We start from the raw sequence: 25,640 nt of genomic DNA on the forward strand, positions 1-25,640 counted from the left end.
TCTTAATTTAATTGGATGAAATATAAAAAAACCGGCCAATCAAACGATCAGCCGGCAAAACAATTATTTCTTTTCTTTCTTCGAAGTACCAAAGTCGATCACGATAGGCGCCGCCACGAAAATAGACGAGTACGCTCCGAAAACAACCCCGATAAACATTGCGAAAGAGAAACCTCTTAACACGTCACCACCGAAGAACAATAACACCGTTACTACTAAGAATACCGTTGTCGCTGTCATCACCGTACGAGACATCGTATGGTTAATCGACTCATTGATGGTCTTAATCATCAAGGCCTTATTTCCTAAATCAGCATCCAAACCAATCTCCTCACGGATACGGTCAAATACTACCACGGTATCGTTAATTGAATAACCAATCACCGTTAATACCGCTGCAATGAATACTTGATCCACTTCTAATTCGAAACCGAATAAACGAACGATACCCACCATTCCTAATACCACTAAGGTATCGTGAACTAAGGCAACAATACCCCCTAATGAATATTGCCATTTACGGAAACGAATCAAGATGTAGATAAAGATCGCGATTAAAGCATAGAAGATCGACACGAATGATTGTGTCAAAATATCATCGGCCACTGTTGCTCCTACTTTGGACTCAGAAACCACTTTAGGTGCTTGTGCAGAGAATTGCTTCAATCCAGTTTCTAATGCCGTACGAACCGTATTATTAGCCGTGATGGACTCATCTTCTACTAAATACGACGTAGTCACTTTTAATTTCGTAGGACCGTTGAAAGTTTTCACTTCCACTCCTTTTCCGCCGAAATCATCCGTTAATGCTTCTTTTACTTTATCAGTAGGAACCGCTTGGTTGAATTCAACTACGTACGAACGACCACCTTTGAAATCCACACCTAAGTTAAATCCTCCTTGTAGGAATAAAACGATACCACCCGCAGCGATTAAAGCCCAAGAGAACCAGTACGAATACTTACGCTTTCCGATAAAGTCGAAGTTCATTCCTTTGAAAAGATCACGAGAAATGAATGTCTCGAATGTCATCTCTTTCTCCTTACCTGCCTTGATAGCACGTTTTGCCATCCAATCCACTAAGATATGAGAGATGTACACCGCTGTAAATACCGATGTAACTAAACCGATACAAAGCGTCACACCGAAACCTTTCACAGAACCAGAACCGAAGATAATTAAGATCACACCGATCAATACGGTTGTAATGTTACCATCCAAAATCGCACTCAAGGCCTTCTCGTAACCTAAATTTATCGCATCTAGCAATCCCTTTCCTTTGCGTAATTCCTCGCGGATACGCTCGTTAATCAATACGTTTGCATCAACTGCCATACCTAGAGTTAACACGATACCTGCGATACCTGGAAGGGTTAAAGCCGCTTGGATTTGGACTAAGACACCTGCGATAAAGAAGACGTTAAAAAACAAAGCTAAGTTCGCCATCCAACCTGGAGTACCATAATAACCCACCATAAAGACAATCACTAACAATAGCCCTAAAGCCATAGACATATAACCTTGATTGATAGACTCCGCACCTAAAGATGGACCTACGAATGCATCTTCAACAATACGTGTAGGAGCTGGTAATTTACCTGCCTTCAATACGTTTGCTAAGTCTTTTGCCTCTTCTACAGAGAAACTACCTGAGATCGAAGAACGACCACCTGGAATCTCACCGTTGATTACTGGAGCAGAGTACACATAACCATCTAAAACGATCGCGATACGACGTCCGATGTTAGCACCTGTTAGGTTTTTCCAAAGTCGAGCACCAGTTCCGTTCATCGCCATTGTAACTTCTGGACGACCTGCTTGATCGAAATCTTGCGCCGCATCTGTAATTACATCACCCTCTAATGGAGCTGATTGGCCTTCGCCTTTTTTCAAAGCTTCTAAAGAAAGAATTTCGTCGCCATTTTTAGCTGGAATTCCTTTCGCAGCCCAAGCAAACGTCAAATTCGCAGGGAACATCGCTTTTACATCCGCACGAGCAAACAAAGCGTTTACACGAGCCGTATCTTTTACATATACACCGATGTTATTACCTAAAGGCAAGAATAACTTCGTTAAAGCAGAACCTGCAGACGTATCTGCTTTTGCTTTTCCTGAATCTTTCGTAGCTGGAGCTGCGGCTAATTTGTTTGCCAAAGCATTTGCAGCCGTATCCTTCGCCGCTGTTGCCGCTGCTGGTGCAGCCGCTACTGGCGCTTTTGCTTCTCTATCTAATAAAGCACCTAATGCATTCAAGCCTCCACCATATTCATTCAATTCATAGCACTCTACGAACTCTAACTTCGCAGCACCTGATAATAATTTACGTGCACGCTCTGGGTTCTCCACACCTGGTAATTCAACCTGGATACGGTTCGTACCTGGAAGACGTTGGATGTTCGGGTTAGCCACACCGAATTTATCGATACGTGCTTGGATGATCTTGTAAACGCGATCTACCGCACCATCGATCTCCGCATCGATCACCTTCTTCACTTGCGAATCAGTAGAAGTAGATGAGATTTTTCCGCGGTTCACTGAATTAGCGAATACAGATGCCAAAGTTTGGTTAGGAGCCGCCTTCGCAAATTCTTCATAGAACAATTCGTTAAACGATTGTGTCGAAGTCGCTTGCGCTGCACCTGCCGCTGCTAATGCTTTCTCAAATGCTGGATCGTTTGACTTTCCAGATAAAGCACGTAAGATTTCCGCTGGAGAAACCTCTAATACCGCGTGCAAACCACCTTCTAAGTCAAGACCTTTTTGCAATGCATACTGAGTCACTTCTTGTAAGGTATATCCAATATATACCGGTTGTTTCCAAAGGGAATCAATGAAATGCAAACGCTTCGCTGCATCTATTTTGCCATCTGCTGTAGTGGCATACTTGATCGCTTGTTCTTTTAATTGATTAGACTTCCACGTAAACGATAGGAAGAATATACATAAGGCTGAAATAATCGTAGACAGCCAAATAATGGCACTTTTGTAACGCATGATTTAAATGATAAATGGTGAATGGTAAATGGTAAATAAATGATGAATGGTCCCTCCGGACTATCGACTAGCGACTAGTGACTGGCTACTGCCGACTGACGACTAGCGACTCCCGACTAGTGACTAGCGACTACCCCTCACGGCGCCAGAGTGGCGATAAATTGGGTAAATAAAATTCGTAAGAATTGCGTACGATGAGTGAATGTAGGCAATTTAATGGCTTGCATTGAGCGCGCTACGAAGAATTCCGTAGGGCTTGAGAAGTTCCAATCTTGTGGAAAATCGAGTTGTAAGTTCGTAGCAACTTGATAAACGTGCTGCTCAGCCTTTACAATCGTTTGCTTCGAAGTCTTTTCCGTCTTCACTGCCCCTTTCTCTACTGCGAACAGCGAGATGGGTTTAGCCACGAGCCAAAAAAGCACGGGGATAAACAGAATAAGATGGGATATTTTGACCTTCTTTTGCATTGAGAGTAGCAAAAATAGGATATTTTTCTTAGAAATCAATTCTCCGGGTAATTTTCGTAATTTTGGGGCGATAAAACACCCCTATGTTCGACTACACAGAACCCTCTTATGTGAAAGCTTTCATCCAATCCGCCCTTCGGGAAGATGTGGGTGATGGAGATCATACCTCCCTTTCTACCGTTCCAGCTACTGCTACAGGTACGGCAGAACTTAAGGTAAAGGATAGAGGCGTGCTGGCGGGCGTGGAATTAGCTCTAGCTATTTTCAAGGAAGTGGATTCATCCCTTCAAGTACAGGTTTTCATTCCAGATGGGACTTGGATCGAACCAGGCCAAGTCGTTTTAGAGGTGAGTGGATCTTCGCAATCGATTTTGAAAGCAGAACGTTTAGTGTTGAATTGCATGCAACGTATGTCGGGGATTGCAACCTATACACGTTCTTTGGTCAACTTATTAGAAGGCACTCGAGCGAAACTATTAGATACGAGAAAAACTACGCCTAATTTCCGTTTAGCGGAAAAATGGGCATGCAAAATCGGTGGAGCAGTAAATCATCGCTATGGCCTATTCGATATGATCCTTATTAAGGATAATCACGTGGATTTTGCAGGAGGAATTAAGCAGGCTTTGGAGCAATCCTTTGCGTATAATAAGACCTTAGCGAAACCTTTGGATGTAATGATCGAGGTCAGAAACGAGACAGAACTAGAACAGGTTTTAGCCATTGGTGGCGTGAAACGCATTATGCTAGACAACTTTACGCCCGATCGACTACGCGATGCGATTCGAAAAATTGACGGACGATTTGCCACCGAAGCGTCTGGTGGAATAACCGAAAAAACACTCCGTGCCTATGGCGAAACCGGGGTTAATTACATATCCGTGGGAGCATTAACCCACCAAGTGAAGAGTTTAGATTTAAGCCTAAAAGCGAAATGAATTTAATAGACGAAGCAACCTCTGTGGGCTACATTGCCCGTTCTACACCGAAAGGCGTGGAATTAATTACCGAAATCCAACGCTTAAAGAAGGAGAAAAACGCGGTAATTTTAGCCCATTACTACGTGGATGGAGAGATCCAAGAACTAGCTGATTATGTGGGAGATAGTTTGGGTTTATCTCAAGCGGCAGAAAAAACAGAGGCAGATTTAATCGTCTTTTGTGGTGTTCACTTCATGGGCGAAACGGCAAAAATCTTGAATCCGACGAAGAAAGTAGTGGTTCCCGATTTCAATGCGGGTTGCTCTTTGGCCGATTCGGTTCCTGTTGCAGAATTCGCTGCATTAAAAGCGAAGCACCCCAATGCAGTAGTGGTTTCCTACATCAACTGTTCAGCCGATATCAAGGCGATGACAGACATCATTTGTACCTCTTCGAATGCGGTACAAATCGTAGAATCAATCCCAGCAGATCGCGAAATTATCTTTGCTCCGGATGCAAATTTAGGGCGCTATGTGGCGCACAAGACGGGACGTGAGCTGATTCTTTGGGAAGGCGCTTGTATGGTGCATATCGATATTTCATTAGAGAAATTAGCGATATTGAAGCAAGAATATCCGGATGCTCTTTTGATTGCCCATCCTGAATGCAAGGAAGTTATTTTGAAAGAAGCGGATTATGTGGGGTCTACGACGGCTCTTTTAAAATTCGTGGAAACCTCGCCTAATTCTACTTTCATTGTGGCGACGGAGGCTGGCATCTTGCACAAGATGAAGCAATCAGTTCCGCACAAGCATCTGATTCCTGCTCCTGCGAATGAGCAAAATACCTGCGCTTGTAGCGAGTGCCCGTATATGAAGATGAATACACTAGAGAAATTGTATAACGCTTTGTATTACGAATTGCCGGAGATCAATTTAGCAGAGGAAACACGCGTTCCTGCCTACAAAGCCTTGAAAGCGATGTTAGAAGTCTCTGCTTAATCGTTTAGCTCGAAAACAGCCTCGATTTCAACTGGAATATTATCTGGCAAAGACCCCATTCCTACTGCAGAACGAACACCGATGCCATTTTCTTCTCCCCAAACCTGGGCGAACAATTCACTGCATCCGTTGATGACATAGGGATGACGCAAGAAATCTTCCGTGGCATTCACCATGCCTAAGACCTTGATAACGCGTTTAATGCGATTCAAGGAACCTAATTGAGCTTTTAAAGTCGATAAAATCGCTAAACCCACCTGGCGCGCCGCTAATTTCCCCTCCTCAATATCGAGATCTTTCCCGATGCGGCCGATAATCAACGACCCATCCGCCTGAACCGTTCCGTGACCAGATACGTAATAGAAATGATCAACCTGCAAACCCGGTTTGTAAACACCTAAAGGTTTAGGAGCGGGTGGAAGTGTTAGGCCTAAGGCCGCAAAATTCTCTTCTGGACTAGTTTTTGCCATGTAATTGTCTGATTATTTCGGAGATTAAGCCTGTCCAGCCTGTTTGGTGGTTTGCGCCTAAACCTTTTCCGGTGTCTCCATCGAAGTATTCAAAGAAGAGGTGTGAATCTTTAAAATGGGGGTCTTGGAACTTTTTGTAGTCCCCATACATTGGAATCTTTCCATCTTTTCCGGGTACGAACATCGCTAATAAACGCTCAGAAACACCGCGTGCTGCCTCTTTAATGTTCATCATTTCGCCTGAATTCGTCGGAAATTCCACCTCATAATCTGATCCATAATAATCAGAGAACTTCGATAAGGAGTCCAAAATCAAGTAGTTCATCGGGAACCAAATAGGTCCACGCCAGTTGGAATTCCCCCCAAACATATCGCCCGTAGACTCTGCCGGCGTATAATCTACCTGCAGCGTACCGCCTTCGTAAGCAAATTTATATGGATTTTCTTTGTGGTATTTTGACAAGGAACGAATACCGAAGTCAGATAAGAATTCCGTCTCATCAAACATCCGCTTCATAATCATCTTCATTCGATGGCCACGCAAGATCGAAAGCAAACGGGTCTCCCCTTTTCCAGGCTCGTACCAACGTGAAATCAAATTGGCTAAGTCTGGTCGGTTAGCTAATACCCATTCTACTCGGCGCTTGAAAGCGGGTAATTTTTCGAGCATCTCAGAGGTCAAGGTCTCTACCGCAAATAATGGAATCAAACCTACCATCGAGCGCACCTTTAGCAATTCAGCCGAACCATCTTCTTTATGCAACATGTCATAATAGAATTGATCGTCCTCGTCCCACAGATTCAATTTATCTCCACCGATGGATTGCATCGCACCGGCGATGTGCAAGAAGTGCTCGAAAAACTTCGAAGCCATGTCCTGGTAAACGGGATTTTCAATGGCGATTTCGCAAGCAATACGCAGCATATTTAAGCTATACATAGCCATCCAACCTGTTCCATCGGCTTGCTCTAAGTGACCTCCGGTGGGTAATTCCGCGGAGCGATCGAATACCCCGATATTATCCATCCCTAAGAATCCACCACCAAAAATATTGTTTCCACCCTCGTCCTTTAGGTTTACCCACCAGGTGAAGTTCAATAATAACTTATGGAAAATACGTTCCAAGAAGACCACGTCCCCTTTTCCGCCATTCATTTCTTTATCAATCTCGTAGACTTTCCAAGTTGCCCAAGCGTGCACTGGTGGATTTACGTCGGAGAAAGACCATTCATAGGCCGGAATTTGGCCGTTCGGGTGCATGTAATATTCGCGGAGGATAACTGCAAGCTGTCTTTTGGCAAAATCAGGATCTAAACGAGCCAAAGGAAGGGTATGAAACGCTAAGTCCCAAGCCGCAAACCACGGGTATTCCCACTTATCCGGCATCGACAAGATATTCGCTGCATACATATGCCTCCACGTGCTATTTCGGCCATTTTTACGGCTCGCATCCGGCTTCGGCATAGATGGATCACCCTTAATCCATTCGAATACATTATAATAGTACCATTGCTTCGTCCACAGCATCCCGGCATAAGCCTGACGTTGTAGGGAGCGCAAATTATCGTCTTCAATTCCCTTCTGCAATTCCGCATAGAATTGATCAGCGTCGATGATGCGGTCTTCGAAAATTTGGTCAAAATCAGCAAATGGTTCACGCTGAGTCACATTACTCAAACGCAGACGGTATACCTTCTTCTCTCCCGCTGGGATTTTGTCCGTATATTTTACAGAAGCCTTCGTCCCAATGTGGTTCGGATTAACCGCGTGCTTGTTTTTATTAACGATGTACTCATTAATGCCGTCCTTCGTGAAATGCGACAAGTTATCAGAGTTGTGTAAGCGCTGAAAATTGGTCTCATTGTCGCAGAAAAGGAACTCATCCGCATCTTCCGCATATAACTTAAAGCGACCCACCACGCGGTGGTCCACCTCAATGAAGGAATTGCCTACACCCGTCAAAAGCGGCTTATAATTATACTTTTCGTAACCCCAGCACCAAGTATTTCTATACCAAATCGTAGGCAAAACCGTGATAGGAGCTGCCACTTTCGAGCGATTCTCCACGGTCACTTTAATTAAAATATCTTGTTCATCCGCTTTCGCGTATTCAATCGAAATGTCGAAGTATTCATTATTGTCAAAAATGCCGGTATCTAATAGCTCATATTCCGGCTCCTGGCGATTCCGTTTTTTCGACTCATCGATTAGTTTTTGATAGGGAAATGTTTGCTGAGGATACTTATAAAGCATCTTTTGATACGAATGCGTCGGCGTCGAATCTTGGTAATAATACAATTCCTTTACATCCTCGCCGTGATTCGATTCTGCACCTGTTAAACCAAAAAACCGTTCTTTCAAGATATGATCCCGGTGATTCCAAAAAGCAAAAGCAAAACAAACGTGTTGTTTATTATCTGAAATACCCGCGATCCCCTCTTCGCCCCAGCGATAAGCCTTCGAACGAGCCATATCGTGAGTAATCGTACCCCAAGCGTTACCATGTGCGGAATAATCCTCTCTCACAGTTCCCCACTGACGTTCCGTCAAATAGGGCCCCCATTTTTTCCAACCTTTATTATCGTTCCGTAATTGTAATCGTGCGCGCTCAGCTCCCAATCCTGACATAATCAATTGTTTGATGTATAAATTTCTACTTAGGTATAAATGCAATGACCAATTTACGTAAATTGCCCCTAAAATCAGCAAATAAACAATGAAAAAACTCCTCTATTTAAGCCTAGCGTTGACCTTTTTTGCTTGCAAAAAGAATGATCAACCTTCTTCAGAACTTGCAAAAATTGTAGACGAATACTATGAAGAGCAATTAAAACTGAATCCTGGTTCCGCCACTGCAAACGGCGACAATCGCTATAATGATCAATTAAACATCGATTTTACGGACAGCCACCGCGCTTTAGTCAAATCGGTTTTAGAAAAATACCAAGTGTCTTTAGGCGCACTAAATAGAGCCGATCTAAACGCGAACGACCAAATCACCTATGATTTACTAACGCGTGATATCAAATTAGGATTAGAGGGCTTGACTTATCCCGATAATTTAACGCCATTGAACCAGTTTTATGGCTTTCATTTAACCTTCGCGCAATTAGGATCAGGACAGGTTATTCAACCTTTTAAGACGGTGAAAGACTACGAAAATTGGGCGAAGCGAATGAAGAAAGGCGTGGCCTATTTAGACTCGTCGATCGTTTATTTCCGCAAAGGCATGGCTCAGGACTATGTGTTGCCACGTGCTTTGGTCCTTAAAATGATCCCTCAATTCACCTCATTTGCGGTGAAAGACGTGAAAGAATCTACTTTCTATGGTCCTTTAAAGCAGTTTCCCGCTTCCTTCTCTGAGGCTGACAAGAAGCGATTTACAACCGAGTATACGGCAGCTATTCAAAACGAAGTTATTCCTGCTTATGCTCGCGTAGCTGACTTCCTACAGAACGAATACTTGCCAAAAGCACGTACTAGCACAGGCATCAGTGCTTTGAAAAACGGTGCCGCTTATTACCAATATTTGATCCGCGTGTTAACGACGACGGACAAGCCGGCTGATGAAATTTACCAAACGGGTTTGAGCGAAGTGAAGCGTATTCGTACGGAAATGGAGAAGACGAAAAATGCGGTGGGTTTCAAAGGGACCTTAGCGGAATTCTTCACACACATGAAGACAGATCCTAAATTCTATCCTTTTAAAACGCCAGCGGAGGTGCTAGCTGCTTTCCATGCGATTCACAAAAAGATGGAGCCCTCTTTGAAGACGATGTTTGGTCGAGTGCCTAAAACGCCGTTCGAAATTCGCCAGACAGAGGCATTCCGTGCTGCCTCGGCTTCAGCGGAATACTTCCAAGGTTCGGAAGACGGAACACGTCCAGGAATCTTTTATGTACCTATTTTGGATGCCAAAAAATTCAATTTAACCTCTGGCATGGAAAGCTTGTTCTTACACGAAGCGATTCCTGGCCACCATTACCAAATCAGCTTGCAACAAGAGAATAGCTCCTTACCTAAGTTCCGCCGCTTCGGAGGAAACTCCGCTTACGCAGAGGGCTGGGCACTTTACACGGAAAGCTTAGGCAAAGAATTAGGCCTATATACCGATCCATACCAATACATGGGAGCTTTAGGGGATGAAATTCACCGAGCGATTCGTTTAGTCGTGGATGCGGGGATGCACTCGAAAAACATGACGCGTGAAGAAGCTATTAAGTACATGATGGATAACGAACCCTTAAGCGAAGAGGGTACTATCGCCGAAATCGAGCGCTATATGGCCATCCCAGCACAGGCATTGAGTTATAAAATAGGAGCCTTGAAAATTCGCGAGATTCGTGAGCGTTTAACGAAAGAAATGGGTCCTAAATTCAAATTATCTGATTTCCATGACGAAGTTTTGAAGGATGGAAACATGCCTTTAGATGTATTGGAGACCAAAATGAATGCTTGGGCTTCTTCTTTAAAATAATGCAATTAACGACGACATTCCCCATTGCTGCAGCACCTGTTCTGATGAATCATCGGAGCAAGGTGCTGACGATGGGTTCTTGTTTTTCAGCCTCCATGGGGGCGCGATTGAGCTTATTGCCATTAGAGGTGAAGACGCAGCCTTTTGGAACTTTATTTCACCCTTTTGCTATAACGCGTGCTCTTTCGGGTAGCGTTTCAGAAGAGGTTTACGAACAAAACGGGTATTTTTTACACCCAGATTATCATTCCGTATTTACAGCGACCACGGCAGACGAGTTGCTGGATGATGTGCGATCTGTAGGTGCCGAAGTGTCGAACTTTATCGCTGATACGGACTTTCTGCTTCTTACCTGGGGAACTGCATTTAGTTATTTTGACAAACATCTAAATAAATCGGTAGCTAACTGCCACAAGATGCCGGCAAATCGTTTCGAAAAGAGATTATCTAGCGTTGATGAAATCGTAGAAAACTTCAGCTCTCTACTCTCTACTCTCCCCTCTACCACCCACGTGGTACTAACCGTCTCCCCTGTTCGACACACGAAAGACGGCATGTTGGAGAATCAAGTTTCTAAATCCACGCTACGTCTAGCGGCAGATATCGTTTCCAAACGCTTTGAAAACGTCCACTATTTCCCAGCTTTCGAGATTATGCTGGATGAATTACGGGATTACCGTTTTTATGAGGCTGATCTAATCCACCCAAACGAGCAGGCGCAAGCCTATATTTGGGAGCGATTTAAAGCGTCCTATTTTGATACAGAACTGCTTTCCATTTCGAAAAAATGGAATTCTATTTACCGAACGCTAGGTCATCGACCTCATCCGGCAAAATTGATGGATCACCGAAGGGTGTTAGAGGTGCTTTTGGCAGAACTAAATGAAGAAAAATACCAAGAAATAGATACGTGCAAAATCGCCGAATACGTCGCGCATGAAATAAAAAACACCTATATTTGAGGTTTGAAAAGGAAAAGAGATTCATGGGAGAATTAAGCGTAAGCAAAGAGATTATTTTAGGTGCACTAAGCACCGTTCAAGAGCCTGATCTAAAGAAGGATTTAGTGACCTTGAACATGATTAAAGACGTGGAATTAGGCGTGGGTGAAGTTCGCTTCACCGTTGTGTTAACGACACCAGCTTGTCCACTAAAAGAGAAGATTAGAAAAGATTGCGAGGATGCGATTCATAATTTAGTGCATCCAGACCTCAAAATCGTTATCAATATGACGGCTGAGGTAACCACCTTAACGTCTAAAGACCCTTTAATTCCTGGAGTTAAAAACGTGATTGCTGTAGCATCTGGTAAAGGTGGTGTAGGTAAATCAACTGTAACGGCAAACTTAGCGATGGCCTTGAAAAATGCCGGAGCTAAGGTCGGAATCCTGGATGCTGATATTTCTGGCCCCTCTATTCCAGTGATGTTTGGGGCAGAAGATTTGCAACCACTCGTGACGGAAGTAGATGGCAAGAATCGCATTCAACCCATTATGCAATATGGCATCAAGATGATTTCGATGGGCTTTTTAGCTCCTACTGAAAGTCCTGTGCCCTGGAGAGGCCCGATGATGACGCAGGCTTTGCGTCAGTTTTTTGGTGATACAAACTGGGATGAATTAGATTATTTATTGATTGACCTCCCTCCAGGAACCTCAGACATCCATTTAACACTGGTGCAGTTGATTAAATTAACAGGTGCGGTGATCGTAACGACTCCTCAAAAAGTCGCTTTATCTGATGCGACCAAAGGTTTAGCGTTCTTTAAGCAAGCCGGAATCAATGTTCCTTTGTTAGGCCTAGTAGAGAACATGGCCTATTTCACACCGGCTGAATTACCTGAAAACAAATACTATTTGTTCGGTAAAGATGGCGGAAAGCAGTTAGCAGAAAAATATGCCGTTCCTTTCCTCGGTGAGGTGCCTTTAATTCAGGCGATTCGTGAGGCAGGTGACGAAGGAAAACCGATCGCCTCGACAGAAGGTCCTAGCGCTGATGCATTTGCCTCTATCGCCGCTAATTTAGCACAACAGGTAGCCATTTCTAACGCGAAACAAGCCTCCTAATGGAAAATCATCCTTTATATTCCCGCATACAAACCGCGCTAGACAGCATTCGCCCCTATTTAGTGGCGGATGGTGGCAATGTCGAAATTACAGAAATCACCGCAGATAATGTGTTGAGACTAAGCTTAACGGGCAATTGCCAGTCCTGCAATATGTCAGCAATGACCTTTAGAGCAGGGGTAGAAGAGGCCATCCGCAGGGATGTCCCAGAAATAACAGCAGTAGAAGAAGTAAAACCCTAATAGGCATATGATGCGGATAGGAATATTTTTTGGCGGTCCCGCGCGTGAACGGGAAATCAGTTTTTTAGGGGGTAAAACCGCTATGGCTCACCTGAACAAGGCCTTGTTTCAGCCCATCCCCGTTTTCGTGGATAGCTTAGGCAACTTTATTTTGATCAAGGAAGAGCTTATTTTCGAGGAATCAATTCGTTCTTTTTATCCGCCAAAACGCCTTCAAACCGCGCCATTCAACGTATATATTGAATCTTTGCCTGAAGCAGATGCGACAGCCTTACTAAAAGAAGTAGGAACAATCATTCAACCGGCTGATTTTGCATCCCATTTTGACTTTGCATTCATTGCCATGCACGGCCCTGGCGCAGAGGATGGCAGTATCCAAGGTCTTTTAGAGTGGTACAACATTCCCTATTCAGGCCCTAGCGTTTTAGGATCTGCCATCGGTATCGATAAGGCCAAACAAAACGAGTGGCTTAAGAAATCCGTTGGTTTAGAGAAGAAATTCTTCGTTCTACAACGAGACGATTATACAAAGTACGGCAGAGAAACCCTTTTTGAGCAAGTCAAGAAGGAAATTGGTATTCCTTTTGTGGCCAAAGCTCCACACCAAGGGTCCTCCATCGGCCTAGCTTTTGTGAAAGAAGATTCACTTGAGATTTTTGATAAAGCCATCAAGAAATGTCTTTTTATCGATGAAATCTACCGCGAGGATTGGTTAAAATTAACCGAGGATGACCAAGTTGCTTTGTTGCAAAAAATGGTCAACCTAGACGAAGGAATCGGCTTCCCCGTTGTATTCCAAAAACAAGTGTATTACCATCCTTCGGCATTATTGATCGCCCTTCGTGACTATTTCACGCACACGGTGACGAAAGCTAGCATTCAATCGATTCATTCGGAGGATGCGATTTTACTCGAATCCTTTGTGAACGGAAACGAATTCAGCTGCGGCGTGATTCAAACTCCATCAGGCGAGGCGGTTGCCCTTCCTCCGACGGAGATTGTCATCGATGATTCGGTAGAGGTGTTTGATTTTAATGCCAAATACAAATCGAAATTAACGCGCAAGCGCATTCCCATGCACGCCAGCTTAGCTCACCTCCAAGTTATACAAGCACAGGTGAAGCAGGCTTTTGAAGACTTAGGTTTTGGGGTTTGTACCCGTATCGATGGATTCCTAGATACAAACGGCGTGGTCGTTTTACACGATCCGAATACGATCCCAGGCATGTCCCCTAGCTCATTGATCTTCAAGCAAATGGCCGAAATCGGGCTGAATGTAACAGATTCATTAACCTATTTCATCCGCCAATCCATCCGGGAGCGATTAAGAACCGGCAAAAATTACTATTTCCTAAATCAGCAACTAAAGGCCTTAGACGCAGCCATTGCCGCTTGTTTACAAGCGAAAGCGGAACGAGATGTACAAGTATTAGAGATCAGCGGTGCGAATGAAGCCGAATTGGAAGCAAGCTTCCAGGCTGTAAAAAGCCAAGCGGCAGAACTTGCGGCATTAGGAACGGAGAACGTTCGCGTTTGTACTCCTTTGGAAATCGAAGAAGGCGAAACTTTAATCAACTTGCACGTAGCCCATGTAGGAAAAGATTCCGCCAAAGAAATGTTAGAAGCCATCAAAATGGGCGTCCACCCCTTGATCGCACACACACGTCAAGCAGCCATCGAAATCACTAAATTCTACACCAATGTCTAATACGGAACTTAACCCTTTGCAATACCCGATCGGGAAATACAAAAACCCAGAGGTGATTACCCCTGAAATCAGAGCAGAATGGATCAAAATTATCGCTTCCACACCCGATGATTTAGCCGCTCTATTAAAGGACGTAGACGAAACCTTATTAGAAAAGCCTTACCGCGAAGGCGGCTGGTCAGCTCGCAAAGTGATTCACCATTTGATGGACAGCCACATGAACAGCTACATCCGTTTCAAAATGGCGCTTACGGAGGACAATCCGACCATCAAACCATACAGCGAAGATGATTGGGCATCTATGCCAGACGGGAATCAAGCGCCCATTGCTTGGGCCATTGAGGGTTTACGCTACATCCACTTACGTTGGGTTTACTTGATGGAAACTTTGAAAGAAGAAGATTGGAAAAAGACCTACCTGCATCCAGAAAGAGGGATTACTTATACAATGGACAAGGTATTAGGGATTTATGCGTGGCATTGTACTCACCACTTGAAGCACATTGCTTCGGTGCTTTAGAGTAGAGATTATAGAGTAGAGAGTAGAGATTTAAAGCATAAAGCACAAAGAATAAAGCATAGAGTTGGAATCGCCGGAGGCGACTAAGTCCGAAGGACGACTAAGCGACACAGTCGCGACTAAATCGCGAAGCGATGACCAAGTCCTCTAGCTCTCCAGATAGAAATCGAGTTTGAAATCTAAAAAATCATTGCGCAGCACGATTTTGAGATTTTAAACTCGATTTCTTATTCCACGGAGCGGTGGTGTTGCTTGCCATCTGCACCGCTAACGCAATCATCAGCAGCGTGAACAGAATTAGTACCCAGCGAAAGATCTTTTGATTTTTGTTCATAGTTGATGAAGTAGGATGGCTGAACCTTGGGTGATTTCTGACCAAGAACTTAATCCTGGGAACTGCAAATATACACATCCAGCTGTTTCCATTTGAATCATTTCGCCGGATAAATAAGAGGCTAAATAAGAAACGGAGGGATTGTGTGCTACCAAATACAAAACGGGTTCTGTTCTTTTAGCGATTTCAGTCAAATAATCAGGTCCGCTAGACACATACCAAAAATCAGATAACTCAAACTCTGAAAAGGGTTTACCCAATAACTCCGCAGTTTCGCGGGTACGAATCGCATCTGAGATAAGCCAAAATCCAGCTGGAAATTGCTTCAAATGCATCCATTCTCCTAATAATAAAGCCTCTTCGATTCCTCGTTCCGACAAGTGTCGACCTTTGTCATCGTCAGTATAGGGGCCAGCATGGGCGTGTCTAATGATTACAAGTTCCATTATTCGAAGTCTGCTGCGGTTAATAAGGGAAATTTGCCGGCTTTGTGTTCTGCACCCATTTTAACATAATGTGGAGGGCCAAATTTCAGTCGATTGATTTGATCTTCATTTAAGGTTTTTACGACTTTAGCAGGGGTTCCTAAAACGAGGGAATAATCGGGAATTTCCATTCCCTCCGTCACGAGAGCGTGGGCTCCGATGAGACAGAATTTGCCTACTTTGGCCCTATTCAAAACCGTCGCTTGCATTCCTACGAGACTTCCCTCCCCTATTTCTGCTCCATGAACAATGGCGCCATGACCCACCGTAACGTGTGCACCGATGATGGTTTTGTCACCTTCATCTGCATGCAAAACAGCGTTGTCCTGGATATTGCAGCCTTCACCTAAATGAATTTCTTCGACATCTGCTCGAATGACAGCGCCGTACCAAACTGATACATCTTTGGAGATGAAAACTCGGCCCATCACGCTAGCCGAAGGTGCAATAAAAATAGCCATCTTGTTTTATTTTATTGGCCAAATATACCTTAAATTGCGGGTCTATGAAAGAATTCTACGAATTTGCGCTTTGGCAAAAGGAAGATCATATCGCTTCGATCGGATGTGGATATGGCTGGTGGGAAGTGAGCCTTTGCCTGCACTATCCCGCGAAGAAAATGGCTTTTGTAGACCCCCTAGTAGAAAAGGAGGACATCGATGAAAGTATTGCCTATTTCACCGAAAAAACAGGCTTGACTTGGAAAACAGAGGTCGAATTAAACCCAGAAAAAATCGTAGAAAAAGACCAAATTTGGATCTTTAACGCCTGGCATGAATTCGAGGATCGCCCAGCCATGTTAGCGAAAATACACAAGGCCTTGAACGAAGGCGGCATCGTGATCATCGAAGAAGAAATTTCAAAATACCACCGTTTACAACACGATGGCTGCGGGAAGGACTTATTTTTTGAAAAAGAAATCATTGCCGAATTCTCCCAGGGCGGCTTTCAATATGTTGCTACAAAAACGAAAGACGAGGTTGCCGTGTATCTGAAATTCCGAAAATGAAAGGCGTTTTTTAGCTTAAATAAAATCCTTTTCGCAAATTTGCATCCGAATTAAACACACATGTCAACAATCGAACGTCCCTTTATTATCGGTATCACCGGAGGTAGCGCCTCGGGGAAAACCCTCTTCTTAAGCCGATTAATGGAACAGTTCAAGTCTGATGACATCTGTCTTTTGTCTCAAGACAATTATTATCGATCCATCGACCAGCAGACGAAGGATCACAATGGGATCGAAAATTTCGACTTACCGGGAGCCATTGACGACCAAGCTTTTGCAGCCGATATTGAAAAATTGCGCAACGGGGAAGTTGTCAGCCGAGTAGAATACACCTTTAATAATTCCGAAAAAGTACCAGACTTACTGCATTTCCATCCACGCAAGATTTTGGTTGTGGAAGGGATTTTTGTGTTTCACTTTCCGGAGGTGGCACAGCTTTTGGACCTAAAAATCTTCATCGATGCGCAAGATAAAATTAAGTTAAAGCGCAGAATAAAGCGAGATAATGAAGAACGCGGATACGATTTACAAGATGTGATGTACCGCTGGAAATACCATGTAAAGCCGACGTATGAGGAATATATCAGACCTCATAAACGCTCTTGTGATATCGTGATTCCGAATAATCACCACTTCGAAAAAGGACTTGAGGTGATCGTTTCTTACCTAAAGAATCAGATCTAGGTTATAGTGCAATCCTTTATTTTCCCGTTGAGCGCGTGCATGTTTGATAATCAAATAAGCCACGTTAATCATGTTTCTTAATTCACATAATGGAACCGTAATCTTCGATTGACGATACAATTCTTCGTGCTCTAAGTAGATTAATTCCAAACGATCATAGGCTCTTTTCAAACGGCGATCCGTGCGAACAATTCCCACGTAATTCGACATAATCGACTCTAATTCTCGGGTCATTTCGGTCACTAATACCATCTCCTCTGGGTGACGCGTTCCGTCATCATTCCAGGAAGGAATGCCCTCAGGTAAAACTTGCGTACCATATTCTTCGATCGATTTCTCAAATGCACGGTGGGCAAAAACGATGGCTTCCAATAAAGAATTAGAGGCCAAACGATTCGCCCCGTGTAATCCCGTAAACGAACATTCGCCGGCGGCATAGAGGTTTTCGATATTGGTTTGGCTATATTCATTCACAATAATACCACCGCATAAATAGTGCTGTGCAGGTACGACTGGAATCATTTCTTTGGACATATCTATTCCCAAAACCCGTAAGCAGTGGTCGTAAATCATCGGGAAATGCTGTAGAATTTCTTCTTTCGGAATATGGCGTGTATCTAAAAATACGTGATCGGTTCCGTTCTTTTTCATTTCGGAATCGATTGCACGAGCAACAATATCCCGTGGCGCTAAAGAAAGCCGAGAATCATACTTTTCCATAAAAGTAGATCCATCTTGGTTCTTTAGAATGCCGCCATGTCCACGGACAGCTTCCGAAATCAAGAAGGAAGGTTTCTTACCCGGATTATAGAGTGCCGTCGGGTGAAACTGAATGAACTCCATGCCTTGAACGAAGGCTTTGGCGCGATAGGCCATGGCAATCCCGTCGCCTGTTGCAATCGTTGGATTGGTTGTCGATTGATAGACTTGACCGATTCCACCGGTGGCCAAAAGCGTGGTTTTACCTAAAAAAGTTTCAATTTTATTCGTCTTGAGATTCAAGACATAGACGCCAAAACACTTCTTACCAGGCGTATCTTTCGTTACTTTCTCGCCTAAATGGTGCTGGGTAATAAGGTCAACGGCAAAATAATGCGTGAAGAAATCCACGCTTTTATAGGACTTTACTTTAGCCAAAAGTGCTCTTTCGATTTCATTTCCCGTAGAATCCTTGTGGTGCAAAATGCGCTTATCCGAATGGCCACCTTCCTTCACTAAATCAAAAGAACCATCTGCTTGGCGATCGAAATCCGTACCATAGTCGATCAACTCTTTTAAGCGCTCTGGCGCTTCTTTTACGACGATTTCAACTACTTTCCGATCACTCACAAAGTCGCCAGCAACCATCGTATCATCGATGTGTTTCTCAAAAGAATCCGCAGAATCCCACACCGTGGCAATCCCACCTTGCGCATACTTTGTGTTCGTTTCCTCCGCCACGGTCTTTGTGATCAAGGCTATTTTTACCGGAATATCTCTTTCCTTAAAATAGTCTGCAACTTTAACCGTGTAGGATAAACCCGCAATTCCAGAACCGATGACAATGAAGTCGTATGTAGGCATAGGATTAATAAATGAGATGCAAATTAATCAAAAACTGCCTTGAAACCGAAATGTGAACTTTATTTTGTAGTTTTGCGGCATTAAAAAATATAAACCCTTAAAAATCAATTTATAATCCATGGAAAATTCGCCTAACAACAATTCCAAAACCGCCATTATTGTCTTAGCTGTGCTAACGGCAGTATTAGGTGTATTGTACTTCCGTTCGTACCAAACGACGAAAGATCAAGCTACTCAAATCGAGGAAAAAGCAACTGAACTAGCTAATACACGTTCTTCTTTGGACTCTATTTCAACTCAATTAGATGCTAAAATCGCAGAGATTAAATCTTTAGGCGGTCAAGTAGCTGATTTAGAAGCATTAAAAGTTCAATTAGAGCAAGACAAAGCCTCTTTAAAGAATTCAAACCACGCGACTATCGCCTCTTACGAAGCTAAGATCAAGGAATACAACGCGGTATTGACAACTAAAGATGGTGAAATCGTTGAATTAAAGAAGCAAAACGGCATCTTAACAGAAAGCAACCAAACGTTAACAACGCAAAACGCCACCTTGAACACAGAGAACTCTGGTTTAAAATCGCAGAACCAAACGTTGAACGATACGCTTTCTTCTGTAAGCCAACGCAACAAAGAATTAGCACGTAAAGTGAGCATCGCTGCCGCTTTAAAAGCGCAAAACTTGAAAGTGTTAGCTGTTAACGCAAAAGGGAAAGAAACAGAACGTTCTCGTTTGAACGGAAAGAAAATCGAGAAGTTAAAAGTAGTATTTAGCTTAGCGACGAACCCAATCACGAAATTAGAAAACAAGACAGTTTACGTACGAGTGATCGATGGCGAAGGCGCTACTTTATCAGATGAAGCGATCGGTTCTGGTCGTATCAGCATCAACGGAAAAGAATTGACTTATACAGCTAAGCAAACATTCGAATACACAAATGATAGCCAAACAGTTGCGGTAACTTACCCTCGTGGTGGTGTTGCGTACAAGCCAGGTAAATATTCAGTAGAATTATATGCAGAAGGTTTCCAAATCGGAACGGGTGCATTTGAGGTAAAATAATTACCTACACTAATTATAGAAGAGGCCATCCGAAAGGGTGGCCTTTTTTTATTTCTTCTTCTGCCAAAAGAAGGTATTAAATCCTTTATTGTACAACAAACTAGCCCCAAGGGTTTGGTTAATTTGATAGGAGTTGAAGGAGCCTAAGATCGTCGTTTGTACGTTGCGATTATAGGTCTTTAGGCGTAGACTTCCGTCCGGACGCACAAACCATTCCAAAGCCCAATCCCCCAATAAGATCTGCGGACTCGTTTGATTTCTGGCATCCGTAAATCCACCACTTCGTGTAATGCGCAGTCGATCATTAAAATTGTAGGATGCCCGCAACTGTAGGTTCGATAGGATATCCTGATTCAAGATTCCCCCGCCCAGTGACACGGAAATATCTAAATCCTTATTGATTTTAGAGGCCAAATTACTTAACTGATTCGAAAGCATTTCGGTGAAATTACCCATTAAATTCCCTAAGGCTATACCACTTCCACCGAAGGGAGAAACCAGCTGTCCAAAAAGCAAGAGGTTACTCACCTGCCGTGTTAACTCTTGATCATCCGTTTTGATGCGATTTGCGAAGGCTGTAACTGCCCCATTCAAGGTCATATCTTTCGGGTAATCCCGAATTCCAATATCAAAATTAACCGTAGGCGACATTAAGCGATCTTGTAAACTAATCGTCACATCCACCGGATATCTCCTCTTAAATTCCGGCATATTTCCTTTATTCGTCGTGTCTAAAAGGATAGGAAATAGAGACGCATATTGGGTGTAAATCGCCTTGATATTGACGTTAGCTTCCAGTGGGTCTCCAGTCCAAGTGATCTTGGATCCGCGTTGAATCGCAAACTTCTTGTTAATCAAATTTTGAAGCGTGAAGGTATAATCCCCTTGATCGATGGCATAATCACCCACCATTTTAAATGCTCCTTTTTTGTCCAAATTCATCTTAATCGCTCCCGAACCATACATCCGCATCACATCCCCTTTTTTCGCATCAAACTGCACCTCACCATAGGCCTCAGGAGTTAAGGCTAAACGCAGGTCTAGCGTGATTCCATCCTCTTGTAATTTAGAGGAGACATTGGATAAATTTTGGTCTATATTCAAGGTATTCAATTCAGAAACGAACGAATAATCCTCTCCTTGGGTTACATCCTCTTCTCGGTCCAACGGGATAAATAAACGCGTCCCTTTTTCTGATTTCAGGTCTGCCGAAACCAATAAATTATCGACCGTACCCGAAACACGCATAGGCCCCGTGGCATAGCCTAATCCATAGTAAATCGAATTAGGTTCACGTGTCGTGTTCAACAATTTATAATGATCTAAATTAGCTTGAATGTCCAGTTCAAAGGGCTTGCCCTCCGGAAAGTACAAACTTGTATTCACTAAGGCTTTATTACCTTCCGGGTCTACCACCGTCCAATTTTTCGCGGTAATATGCCTCGGCGTAAAGTTTACCGTATCCGAAACAGACATGCTTGTTTTCAAATAATCAAATACCGCACCAGCCTTGGAAAACACCATATCTCCCGTAATTTCAGGCTTCGTAGGCAAGCCTCCGATGTGTAAATTTCCAGAAGCCGAGCCTTTCAAATTAGAGAAAATACCGGAGGTAAAGGGTTCCAAAATCTGCAAATCCGTCTGATTCAATTCCGCTTTTATATTCAGTTTTTGGTCCTCCTCGAAAGGCTTGTAAGCCCCTGTTAGAGACATCACTGATTCTCCCAAACGGTTCAAATTCAAATTCAAATCCATCGCTTTTTCATCTGCGAGATAGGTTCCTACGCCCTGTAAGTTTCCGATAAAAAAGGTATTCAATCGCAAGGAATCCACTAACAACCACGAGTCTAAACGGGTGTGATTATACCAATCTTGGATGGCTATTTCCCCATTCAACTCCCCTTGTGTCTTCGTGGAAAACAACGGTTTTAGAGTAGACAATTGGAAGTGATTTGCCCGTAATTTAATGGTCTCCGTAGTGTCTGTTGACAGACTTCCTTGCAAGGAAATCGACTGATTTTGATTCGAAACCACGACCCGATCCGCCTTCCATTCCTGCCCCTGAATGGTAATTTTATTGGCTGGATCCATCGCCCAGTCTTGGCCTAAAATCCGGAAATACGTATCCTTAAATTTCAGTGATAAACCCTCGTCTTCGAAGTTCCAAGCTCCTGCTAAGTGGGCTAAATTCTCTTCTCCTTGTTGTTTAAAATCTAGACCAAAATTGATCCGATCCTGATCCCAAAGGGCATCCAATTTGAAATTCTCCGTAGGCGTCAAGAAGTTTAATTGCTGCTTACGAGACGTAAAAACGAGACTAGAGGATACCTCGGGAGCACCTAAGAACTTAGAACTTTGGAAAGAAAATACGGATTGATAAAAGTGGTAACCGCCTAACACCAAGGTATCCGGATAGGCCTCTAAACTGAGTGAAAGCGTACGTCCTTTCGAAATATTACCCGAAAACACCGTGTTCTCCCCGATCTGAACGGAAGGAAAAAAGCGAGCTAAAATAGGATCTGCTCGGTGGCAAATCACCGTAAAATCCGCCTTGTACTTGGTGTCGATTTCGTGTTTCCGAGTCGCATAATAACCCCAACGTTCGTCTGACCCTTTTTGAAAATACAGGGCATATTCCTCCGCAACTTGACGCAACTGTGCTTGTAAAATACTTGGGGTAAACTCCCCACTTATTTCTGCAGAAACTAAATCGGACGTCAACTTGTAATGACGTTTCTGACCCGGACCATTCTCCGAGGTGAGGGTGACTAACTCGACATGCAAGTCCGGCTTATTCGGCGTACGTAACGTCGAATTATAGAAAACCGTCCGACCTTCTAAATCATCAAAACGATCACCCTTGAAGTCCAATTCAAAATCGGTAGACAAACTGACCTGTGGATCCAGCAAACGAATAGTGTGCAAGTTTGAGTGGGTGATTTCACCCTGCATTTTGTAAACCGGTTTCGCTCCCCGAAGATCAATTAATCCGCTCATCGTGCCCACTAAATTGGTATCTTTAGCGACCACCTCACCCTTGAATAATTGCTTCTGAAAATTCCCTTTCAAAGCAATCTTATGGTATAAATACTGATTAAAATAGATCTCTGTGACCTTCCCGTCAAAGTCAATATTAGCCGATTTCTTTGCGAAGCCATTGCCTTTCAATTGACCCTCTGCGTCCAAAGTCCCCAGGACAGACTCCATTCCCAAGAGCTTACCTAGCTTAAATTTTTGCAATTTGATCTTCCCGTCATAGCGAGAAAAAGCCATCGAATCTTTCAGATTCATCTTGACATCTGCCTCCACATAACCCAAACCCGTCTTTAATTTTCCAGCCGTTCTAAATACCGTATTATTCCCTTTGAACAAGCCATCAAAAGCCACAGGGCCTAGAATAACCATATTTTCTGCCGCCGACTTCGTAATGTAAGTACCTAAATCTTGGGGATAAAAAAGAGACGATCTCATCGTGAAATCCATGTCTGTCTTATCCACATCAGGTAGACCCTTAAAGCCAAAATCTCCTCTCAAAACACTCTTTGCTCCAAAGCCTAATTCAAATTTCTTCAAATTCAATTTCGCCACCGTACCACTAAGTGCTCCCTTCAAGCGATACATGCCTTTGTATTCATACATCGCCTCCACAAACCGGCCTAAATCCTCCCCTTTCACTAAGGCCCCATTAAAGTCCGCCTGCATATCTACATCCGTAATCCAACGCGTCATCGAACTAATATCACGGTAATTCACCACGAATTTCCGTGTGACGCGGGAATCATTAAAGCGCAAATCCAATTGATCAAAACGCATCTGGTGATCCGAAATCATGAAAACAGTATTCAGACTTTTCACATCGAACCCAGTCAAAGGATCCTTCGTTCTGAGCCCTATGGCCTGTAGTCCAAGCGTATCATTCTTAATGTAGAAATTCTTGACTTTCGAATAGACCTTCCCTAGTGTAAAGTGGGAAATATCGAAATGACGGCGGGTTGCTTCACTCTTTCTCGTGTTATCATCGAGAGAGAAAGAGCCATCAATTACCTCCGCTTCCGGAATGGTAAAAATGGAAGAAGGGCCTTTTTTCACCGTTTTGACACCTCCTGTAATCCAGTTTTCTAGTCGAATAATAAACTCTTCAATGTTCATTTTACCTGTCTTTTTTTCAAAAATCAGATGGACATTCGGACGTGTTAAACGTGTATAATCTAGGCTTGGTTTACCAGGTTGTAGGAATAAATGGGAGATGCTAAAATTAACATCCAACTGTTCGATTTGGATCATTTTCGCGCCCCAGGGGTCTTTTACCTCCAAATCGTAGACACTTAATTCATCGAAAAATTTGATTTGTATCCCCTTCATCTTGACCGGGTATCCGATCGCCTTTTCCACTTTAGGTGCTAAATAATTTGCTAATAAGGTCTGATTGATGGGAGCTCTGAGCAGAAGAATGGCCGCAAAAATCAACAAAAAAATCCCCAGCAACCCGTAGAGGATTGTTTTGACGAAGATTTTGAGATATTTGACCATATTGCCGTATTTTTGCGCAGAATTCTATTTTTATGAAGCTACTGGCTATTGAATCTTCTTGCGATGAAACTTCGGCTGCCGTGATGGTGGACGGCGTTTTGAAGTCCAATATCATCTCAACTCAACTCATCCACACGGAATGGGGAGGCGTTGTTCCCGAATTAGCCAGCAGAGCTCATCAAAAATCGATCATCCCTGTCGTGACAGAGGCCCTGCAAAAAGCAAATATAAACAAAAATGAACTGAATGCCATTGCCTTCACAAGGGGCCCAGGGCTTTTAGGAGCTTTATTAATCGGCACCTCGTTTGCGAAGTCTTTGGCGCTTAGTCTGAATATTCCGTTAATCGAGGTAAATCATATGCAGGCGCACGTTTTGGCGCATTTTATTGAGGATCCTAAACCCTCTTTCCCCTTCCTTTGCCTGACCGTTAGTGGTGGTCACACCCAATTAGTTTGGGTGAAATCTGCCCTCGATATGGAGGTCATCGGCGAAACGCAGGACGATGCGGTAGGCGAGGCTTTCGACAAGACGGCGAAGCTGATCGGACTTCCTTACCCAGGTGGCCCATTGATTGATAAGTTGGCCAAAGAAGGGAACCCCGACCGCTTCCCCTTCTCATTAGGTGAAATGCCCGGCCTAAACTTCAGCTTTTCCGGCATCAAAACCGCCATCCTCTACTTCCTCCAAAAAGAAGTCAAAAATAACCCAAACTTCATCGAAGAAAACAAAGCAGACATCTGCGCCTCCGTTCAAAAATCTCTCATCGACATGCTCCTTCGCAAAACGAAGAAGGCTATGAAGGAGATGAATTGTACGCAAATCGCCATCGCCGGTGGCGTTTCCGCTAACTCCGGCTTGCGCACTCGCTTAACAGAAATGGGCACAGAAATGGGTTGGGAAGTATTTATTCCTGCCTTCAGTTATTGCACCGATAACGCGGGCATGATCGCCATGGCTGGACATTTTAAGGCAGAAGCGGGGGAATTTTGTGGGCAGGATGTGAGTCCGCTAGCGAGGATGAGTCTAGATTACAAAGCATAAAGCACAAAGAATAAAGTTGGAATCCCCTATCGGGGATACATTCAGAAATATTTCTATAATCATC

At 43.6% G+C, this 25,640-nt stretch carries 20 protein-coding genes; 12 read left to right on the top strand and 8 right to left on the bottom strand.

The features are described from left to right. Positions 1–63: 63 nt before the first annotated feature. Together secDF and V7S74_RS09150 are read right to left on the bottom strand one after the other, a co-directional pair. Positions 64–2,994 carry a protein translocase subunit SecDF gene (gene secDF / locus V7S74_RS09145; RefSeq protein WP_406778453.1) on the bottom strand — a complete coding sequence of 977 codons (2,931 nt, stop codon included), beginning with the start codon at positions 2,992–2,994 and terminating at the stop codon, positions 64–66. A gap of 137 nt (positions 2,995–3,131) precedes the next feature. Then, a complete protein-coding gene (locus V7S74_RS09150; RefSeq protein WP_406778454.1) occupies positions 3,132–3,461 on the bottom strand; it encodes a hypothetical protein in 330 nt (109 codons plus the stop codon). 83 nt (positions 3,462–3,544) lie between these two features. Between V7S74_RS09150 and nadC the strand changes: the two genes are divergently transcribed. Both nadC and nadA read left to right on the top strand, forming a co-directional pair. Then, positions 3,545–4,399 carry a carboxylating nicotinate-nucleotide diphosphorylase gene (nadC, locus tag V7S74_RS09155; RefSeq protein WP_406778455.1) on the top strand — a complete coding sequence of 285 codons (855 nt, stop codon included), beginning with the start codon at positions 3,545–3,547 and terminating at the stop codon, positions 4,397–4,399. Beyond that, complete coding sequence (gene nadA, locus V7S74_RS09160) at positions 4,396–5,382, top strand: quinolinate synthase NadA (RefSeq protein WP_406778456.1); 987 nt, start codon at positions 4,396–4,398, stop codon at positions 5,380–5,382. The genes nadC and nadA overlap by 4 nt, the downstream gene beginning before the upstream one ends. Here nadA and V7S74_RS09165 read toward each other — a convergent pair. Both V7S74_RS09165 and V7S74_RS09170 read right to left on the bottom strand, forming a co-directional pair. Next, positions 5,379–5,852, bottom strand: coding sequence for a RidA family protein (locus V7S74_RS09165; protein ID WP_406778457.1), 474 nt, complete (start codon positions 5,850–5,852; stop codon positions 5,379–5,381). The genes nadA and V7S74_RS09165 overlap by 4 nt on opposite strands. Then, positions 5,839–8,481, bottom strand: coding sequence for an MGH1-like glycoside hydrolase domain-containing protein (locus V7S74_RS09170; RefSeq protein ID WP_406778458.1), 2,643 nt, complete (start codon positions 8,479–8,481; stop codon positions 5,839–5,841). Before V7S74_RS09170 ends, V7S74_RS09165 begins: the two co-directional genes overlap by 14 nt. An 88-nt stretch (positions 8,482–8,569) precedes the next feature. On the opposite strand from V7S74_RS09170, the gene V7S74_RS09175 reads away from it, so the two are divergent. Genes V7S74_RS09175 through V7S74_RS09200 form a run of 6 tightly spaced genes read left to right on the top strand, consistent with a single transcriptional unit; the run spans position 8,570 to position 14,865 of the window. Next, complete coding sequence (locus tag V7S74_RS09175; RefSeq protein WP_406778459.1) at positions 8,570–10,330, top strand: DUF885 domain-containing protein; 1,761 nt, start codon at positions 8,570–8,572, stop codon at positions 10,328–10,330. Beyond that, positions 10,330–11,292 (top strand): GSCFA domain-containing protein, encoded by a 963-nt coding sequence (locus tag V7S74_RS09180; protein WP_406778460.1) that lies wholly within the window; start codon positions 10,330–10,332, stop codon positions 11,290–11,292. Before V7S74_RS09175 ends, V7S74_RS09180 begins: the two co-directional genes overlap by 1 nt. 23 nt (positions 11,293–11,315) lie before the next feature. Further along, on the top strand, positions 11,316–12,395 hold the full coding sequence (locus V7S74_RS09185; protein WP_406778461.1) for an Mrp/NBP35 family ATP-binding protein: 1,080 nt from the start codon (positions 11,316–11,318) through the stop codon (positions 12,393–12,395). Beyond that, positions 12,395–12,637: a NifU family protein gene (locus tag V7S74_RS09190; protein ID WP_406778462.1), complete on the top strand. Its 243-nt coding sequence runs from the start codon at positions 12,395–12,397 to the stop codon at positions 12,635–12,637. Before V7S74_RS09185 ends, V7S74_RS09190 begins: the two co-directional genes overlap by 1 nt. A 7-nt stretch (positions 12,638–12,644) precedes the next feature. Beyond that, on the top strand, positions 12,645–14,345 hold the full coding sequence (locus V7S74_RS09195; protein WP_406778463.1) for a D-alanine--D-alanine ligase family protein: 1,701 nt from the start codon (positions 12,645–12,647) through the stop codon (positions 14,343–14,345). Further along, positions 14,338–14,865, top strand: coding sequence for a YfiT family bacillithiol transferase (locus V7S74_RS09200; RefSeq protein ID WP_406778464.1), 528 nt, complete (start codon positions 14,338–14,340; stop codon positions 14,863–14,865). The genes V7S74_RS09195 and V7S74_RS09200 overlap by 8 nt, the downstream gene beginning before the upstream one ends. A gap of 330 nt (positions 14,866–15,195) precedes the next feature. Here the strand turns inward: V7S74_RS09200 and V7S74_RS09205 are convergent, their stop codons facing one another. Continuing rightward, positions 15,196–15,645 carry a SixA phosphatase family protein gene (locus tag V7S74_RS09205; protein WP_406778465.1) on the bottom strand — a complete coding sequence of 150 codons (450 nt, stop codon included), beginning with the start codon at positions 15,643–15,645 and terminating at the stop codon, positions 15,196–15,198. Next, positions 15,645–16,145, bottom strand: coding sequence for a gamma carbonic anhydrase family protein (locus V7S74_RS09210; protein ID WP_406778466.1), 501 nt, complete (start codon positions 16,143–16,145; stop codon positions 15,645–15,647). The genes V7S74_RS09205 and V7S74_RS09210 overlap by 1 nt, the downstream gene beginning before the upstream one ends. A 44-nt stretch (positions 16,146–16,189) precedes the next feature. Between V7S74_RS09210 and V7S74_RS09215 the strand changes: the two genes are divergently transcribed. After that, entirely contained in the window at positions 16,190–16,693 is a 504-nt protein-coding gene (locus tag V7S74_RS09215; RefSeq protein WP_406778467.1) for a hypothetical protein, read from the top strand. Positions 16,694–16,753: 60 nt separating this feature from the next. Then, positions 16,754–17,377, top strand: a complete 624-nt coding sequence (gene udk / locus V7S74_RS09220) for a uridine kinase (RefSeq protein ID WP_406778468.1) — start codon at positions 16,754–16,756, stop codon at positions 17,375–17,377. Here udk and nadB read toward each other — a convergent pair. Further along, positions 17,360–18,940, bottom strand: coding sequence for an L-aspartate oxidase (nadB, locus tag V7S74_RS09225; RefSeq protein WP_406778469.1), 1,581 nt, complete (start codon positions 18,938–18,940; stop codon positions 17,360–17,362). The two genes, udk and nadB, sit on opposite strands and share 18 nt — an antisense overlap. Positions 18,941–19,058: 118 nt before the next feature. Here nadB and V7S74_RS09230 point away from each other — a divergent pair, with 118 nt between their 5' ends. Beyond that, positions 19,059–20,003: a hypothetical protein gene (locus V7S74_RS09230; protein ID WP_406778470.1), complete on the top strand. Its 945-nt coding sequence runs from the start codon at positions 19,059–19,061 to the stop codon at positions 20,001–20,003. A 48-nt stretch (positions 20,004–20,051) separates the two neighbouring features. On the opposite strand, the gene V7S74_RS09235 is transcribed toward V7S74_RS09230, so the two are convergent. Continuing rightward, positions 20,052–24,533 (bottom strand): translocation/assembly module TamB domain-containing protein, encoded by a 4,482-nt coding sequence (locus tag V7S74_RS09235; RefSeq protein ID WP_406778471.1) that lies wholly within the window; start codon positions 24,531–24,533, stop codon positions 20,052–20,054. A gap of 32 nt (positions 24,534–24,565) precedes the next feature. Between V7S74_RS09235 and tsaD the strand changes: the two genes are divergently transcribed. Continuing rightward, complete coding sequence (gene tsaD, locus V7S74_RS09240) at positions 24,566–25,576, top strand: tRNA (adenosine(37)-N6)-threonylcarbamoyltransferase complex transferase subunit TsaD (RefSeq protein WP_406778472.1); 1,011 nt, start codon at positions 24,566–24,568, stop codon at positions 25,574–25,576. Positions 25,577–25,640 lie beyond the last annotated feature (64 nt).

The organism is Aquirufa novilacunae (assembly GCF_045310505.1).
GTDB classification, from domain to species: Bacteria; Bacteroidota; Bacteroidia; order Cytophagales; family Spirosomataceae; genus Aquirufa; species Aquirufa novilacunae.

Bases quoted from the DNA above. Each gene is read 5' to 3' on its own strand.
- secDF (WP_406778453.1), bottom strand. From the start codon at position 2,994: ATGCGTTACAAAAGTGCCATTATTTGGCTGTCTACGATTATTTCAGCC.
- V7S74_RS09150 (WP_406778454.1), bottom strand. From the start codon at position 3,461: ATGCAAAAGAAGGTCAAAATATCCCATCTTATTCTGTTTATCCCCGTG.
- nadC (WP_406778455.1), top strand. From the start codon at position 3,545: ATGTTCGACTACACAGAACCCTCTTATGTGAAAGCTTTCATCCAATCC.
- nadA (WP_406778456.1), top strand. From the start codon at position 4,396: ATGAATTTAATAGACGAAGCAACCTCTGTGGGCTACATTGCCCGTTCT.
- V7S74_RS09165 (WP_406778457.1), bottom strand. From the start codon at position 5,852: ATGGCAAAAACTAGTCCAGAAGAGAATTTTGCGGCCTTAGGCCTAACA.
- V7S74_RS09170 (WP_406778458.1), bottom strand. From the start codon at position 8,481: ATGTCAGGATTGGGAGCTGAGCGCGCACGATTACAATTACGGAACGAT.
- V7S74_RS09175 (WP_406778459.1), top strand. From the start codon at position 8,570: ATGAAAAAACTCCTCTATTTAAGCCTAGCGTTGACCTTTTTTGCTTGC.
- V7S74_RS09180 (WP_406778460.1), top strand. From the start codon at position 10,330: ATGCAATTAACGACGACATTCCCCATTGCTGCAGCACCTGTTCTGATG.
- V7S74_RS09185 (WP_406778461.1), top strand. From the start codon at position 11,316: ATGGGAGAATTAAGCGTAAGCAAAGAGATTATTTTAGGTGCACTAAGC.
- V7S74_RS09190 (WP_406778462.1), top strand. From the start codon at position 12,395: ATGGAAAATCATCCTTTATATTCCCGCATACAAACCGCGCTAGACAGC.
- V7S74_RS09195 (WP_406778463.1), top strand. From the start codon at position 12,645: ATGATGCGGATAGGAATATTTTTTGGCGGTCCCGCGCGTGAACGGGAA.
- V7S74_RS09200 (WP_406778464.1), top strand. From the start codon at position 14,338: ATGTCTAATACGGAACTTAACCCTTTGCAATACCCGATCGGGAAATAC.
- V7S74_RS09205 (WP_406778465.1), bottom strand. From the start codon at position 15,645: ATGGAACTTGTAATCATTAGACACGCCCATGCTGGCCCCTATACTGAC.
- V7S74_RS09210 (WP_406778466.1), bottom strand. From the start codon at position 16,145: ATGGCTATTTTTATTGCACCTTCGGCTAGCGTGATGGGCCGAGTTTTC.
- V7S74_RS09215 (WP_406778467.1), top strand. From the start codon at position 16,190: ATGAAAGAATTCTACGAATTTGCGCTTTGGCAAAAGGAAGATCATATC.
- udk (WP_406778468.1), top strand. From the start codon at position 16,754: ATGTCAACAATCGAACGTCCCTTTATTATCGGTATCACCGGAGGTAGC.
- nadB (WP_406778469.1), bottom strand. From the start codon at position 18,940: ATGCCTACATACGACTTCATTGTCATCGGTTCTGGAATTGCGGGTTTA.
- V7S74_RS09230 (WP_406778470.1), top strand. From the start codon at position 19,059: ATGGAAAATTCGCCTAACAACAATTCCAAAACCGCCATTATTGTCTTA.
- V7S74_RS09235 (WP_406778471.1), bottom strand. From the start codon at position 24,533: ATGGTCAAATATCTCAAAATCTTCGTCAAAACAATCCTCTACGGGTTG.
- tsaD (WP_406778472.1), top strand. From the start codon at position 24,566: ATGAAGCTACTGGCTATTGAATCTTCTTGCGATGAAACTTCGGCTGCC.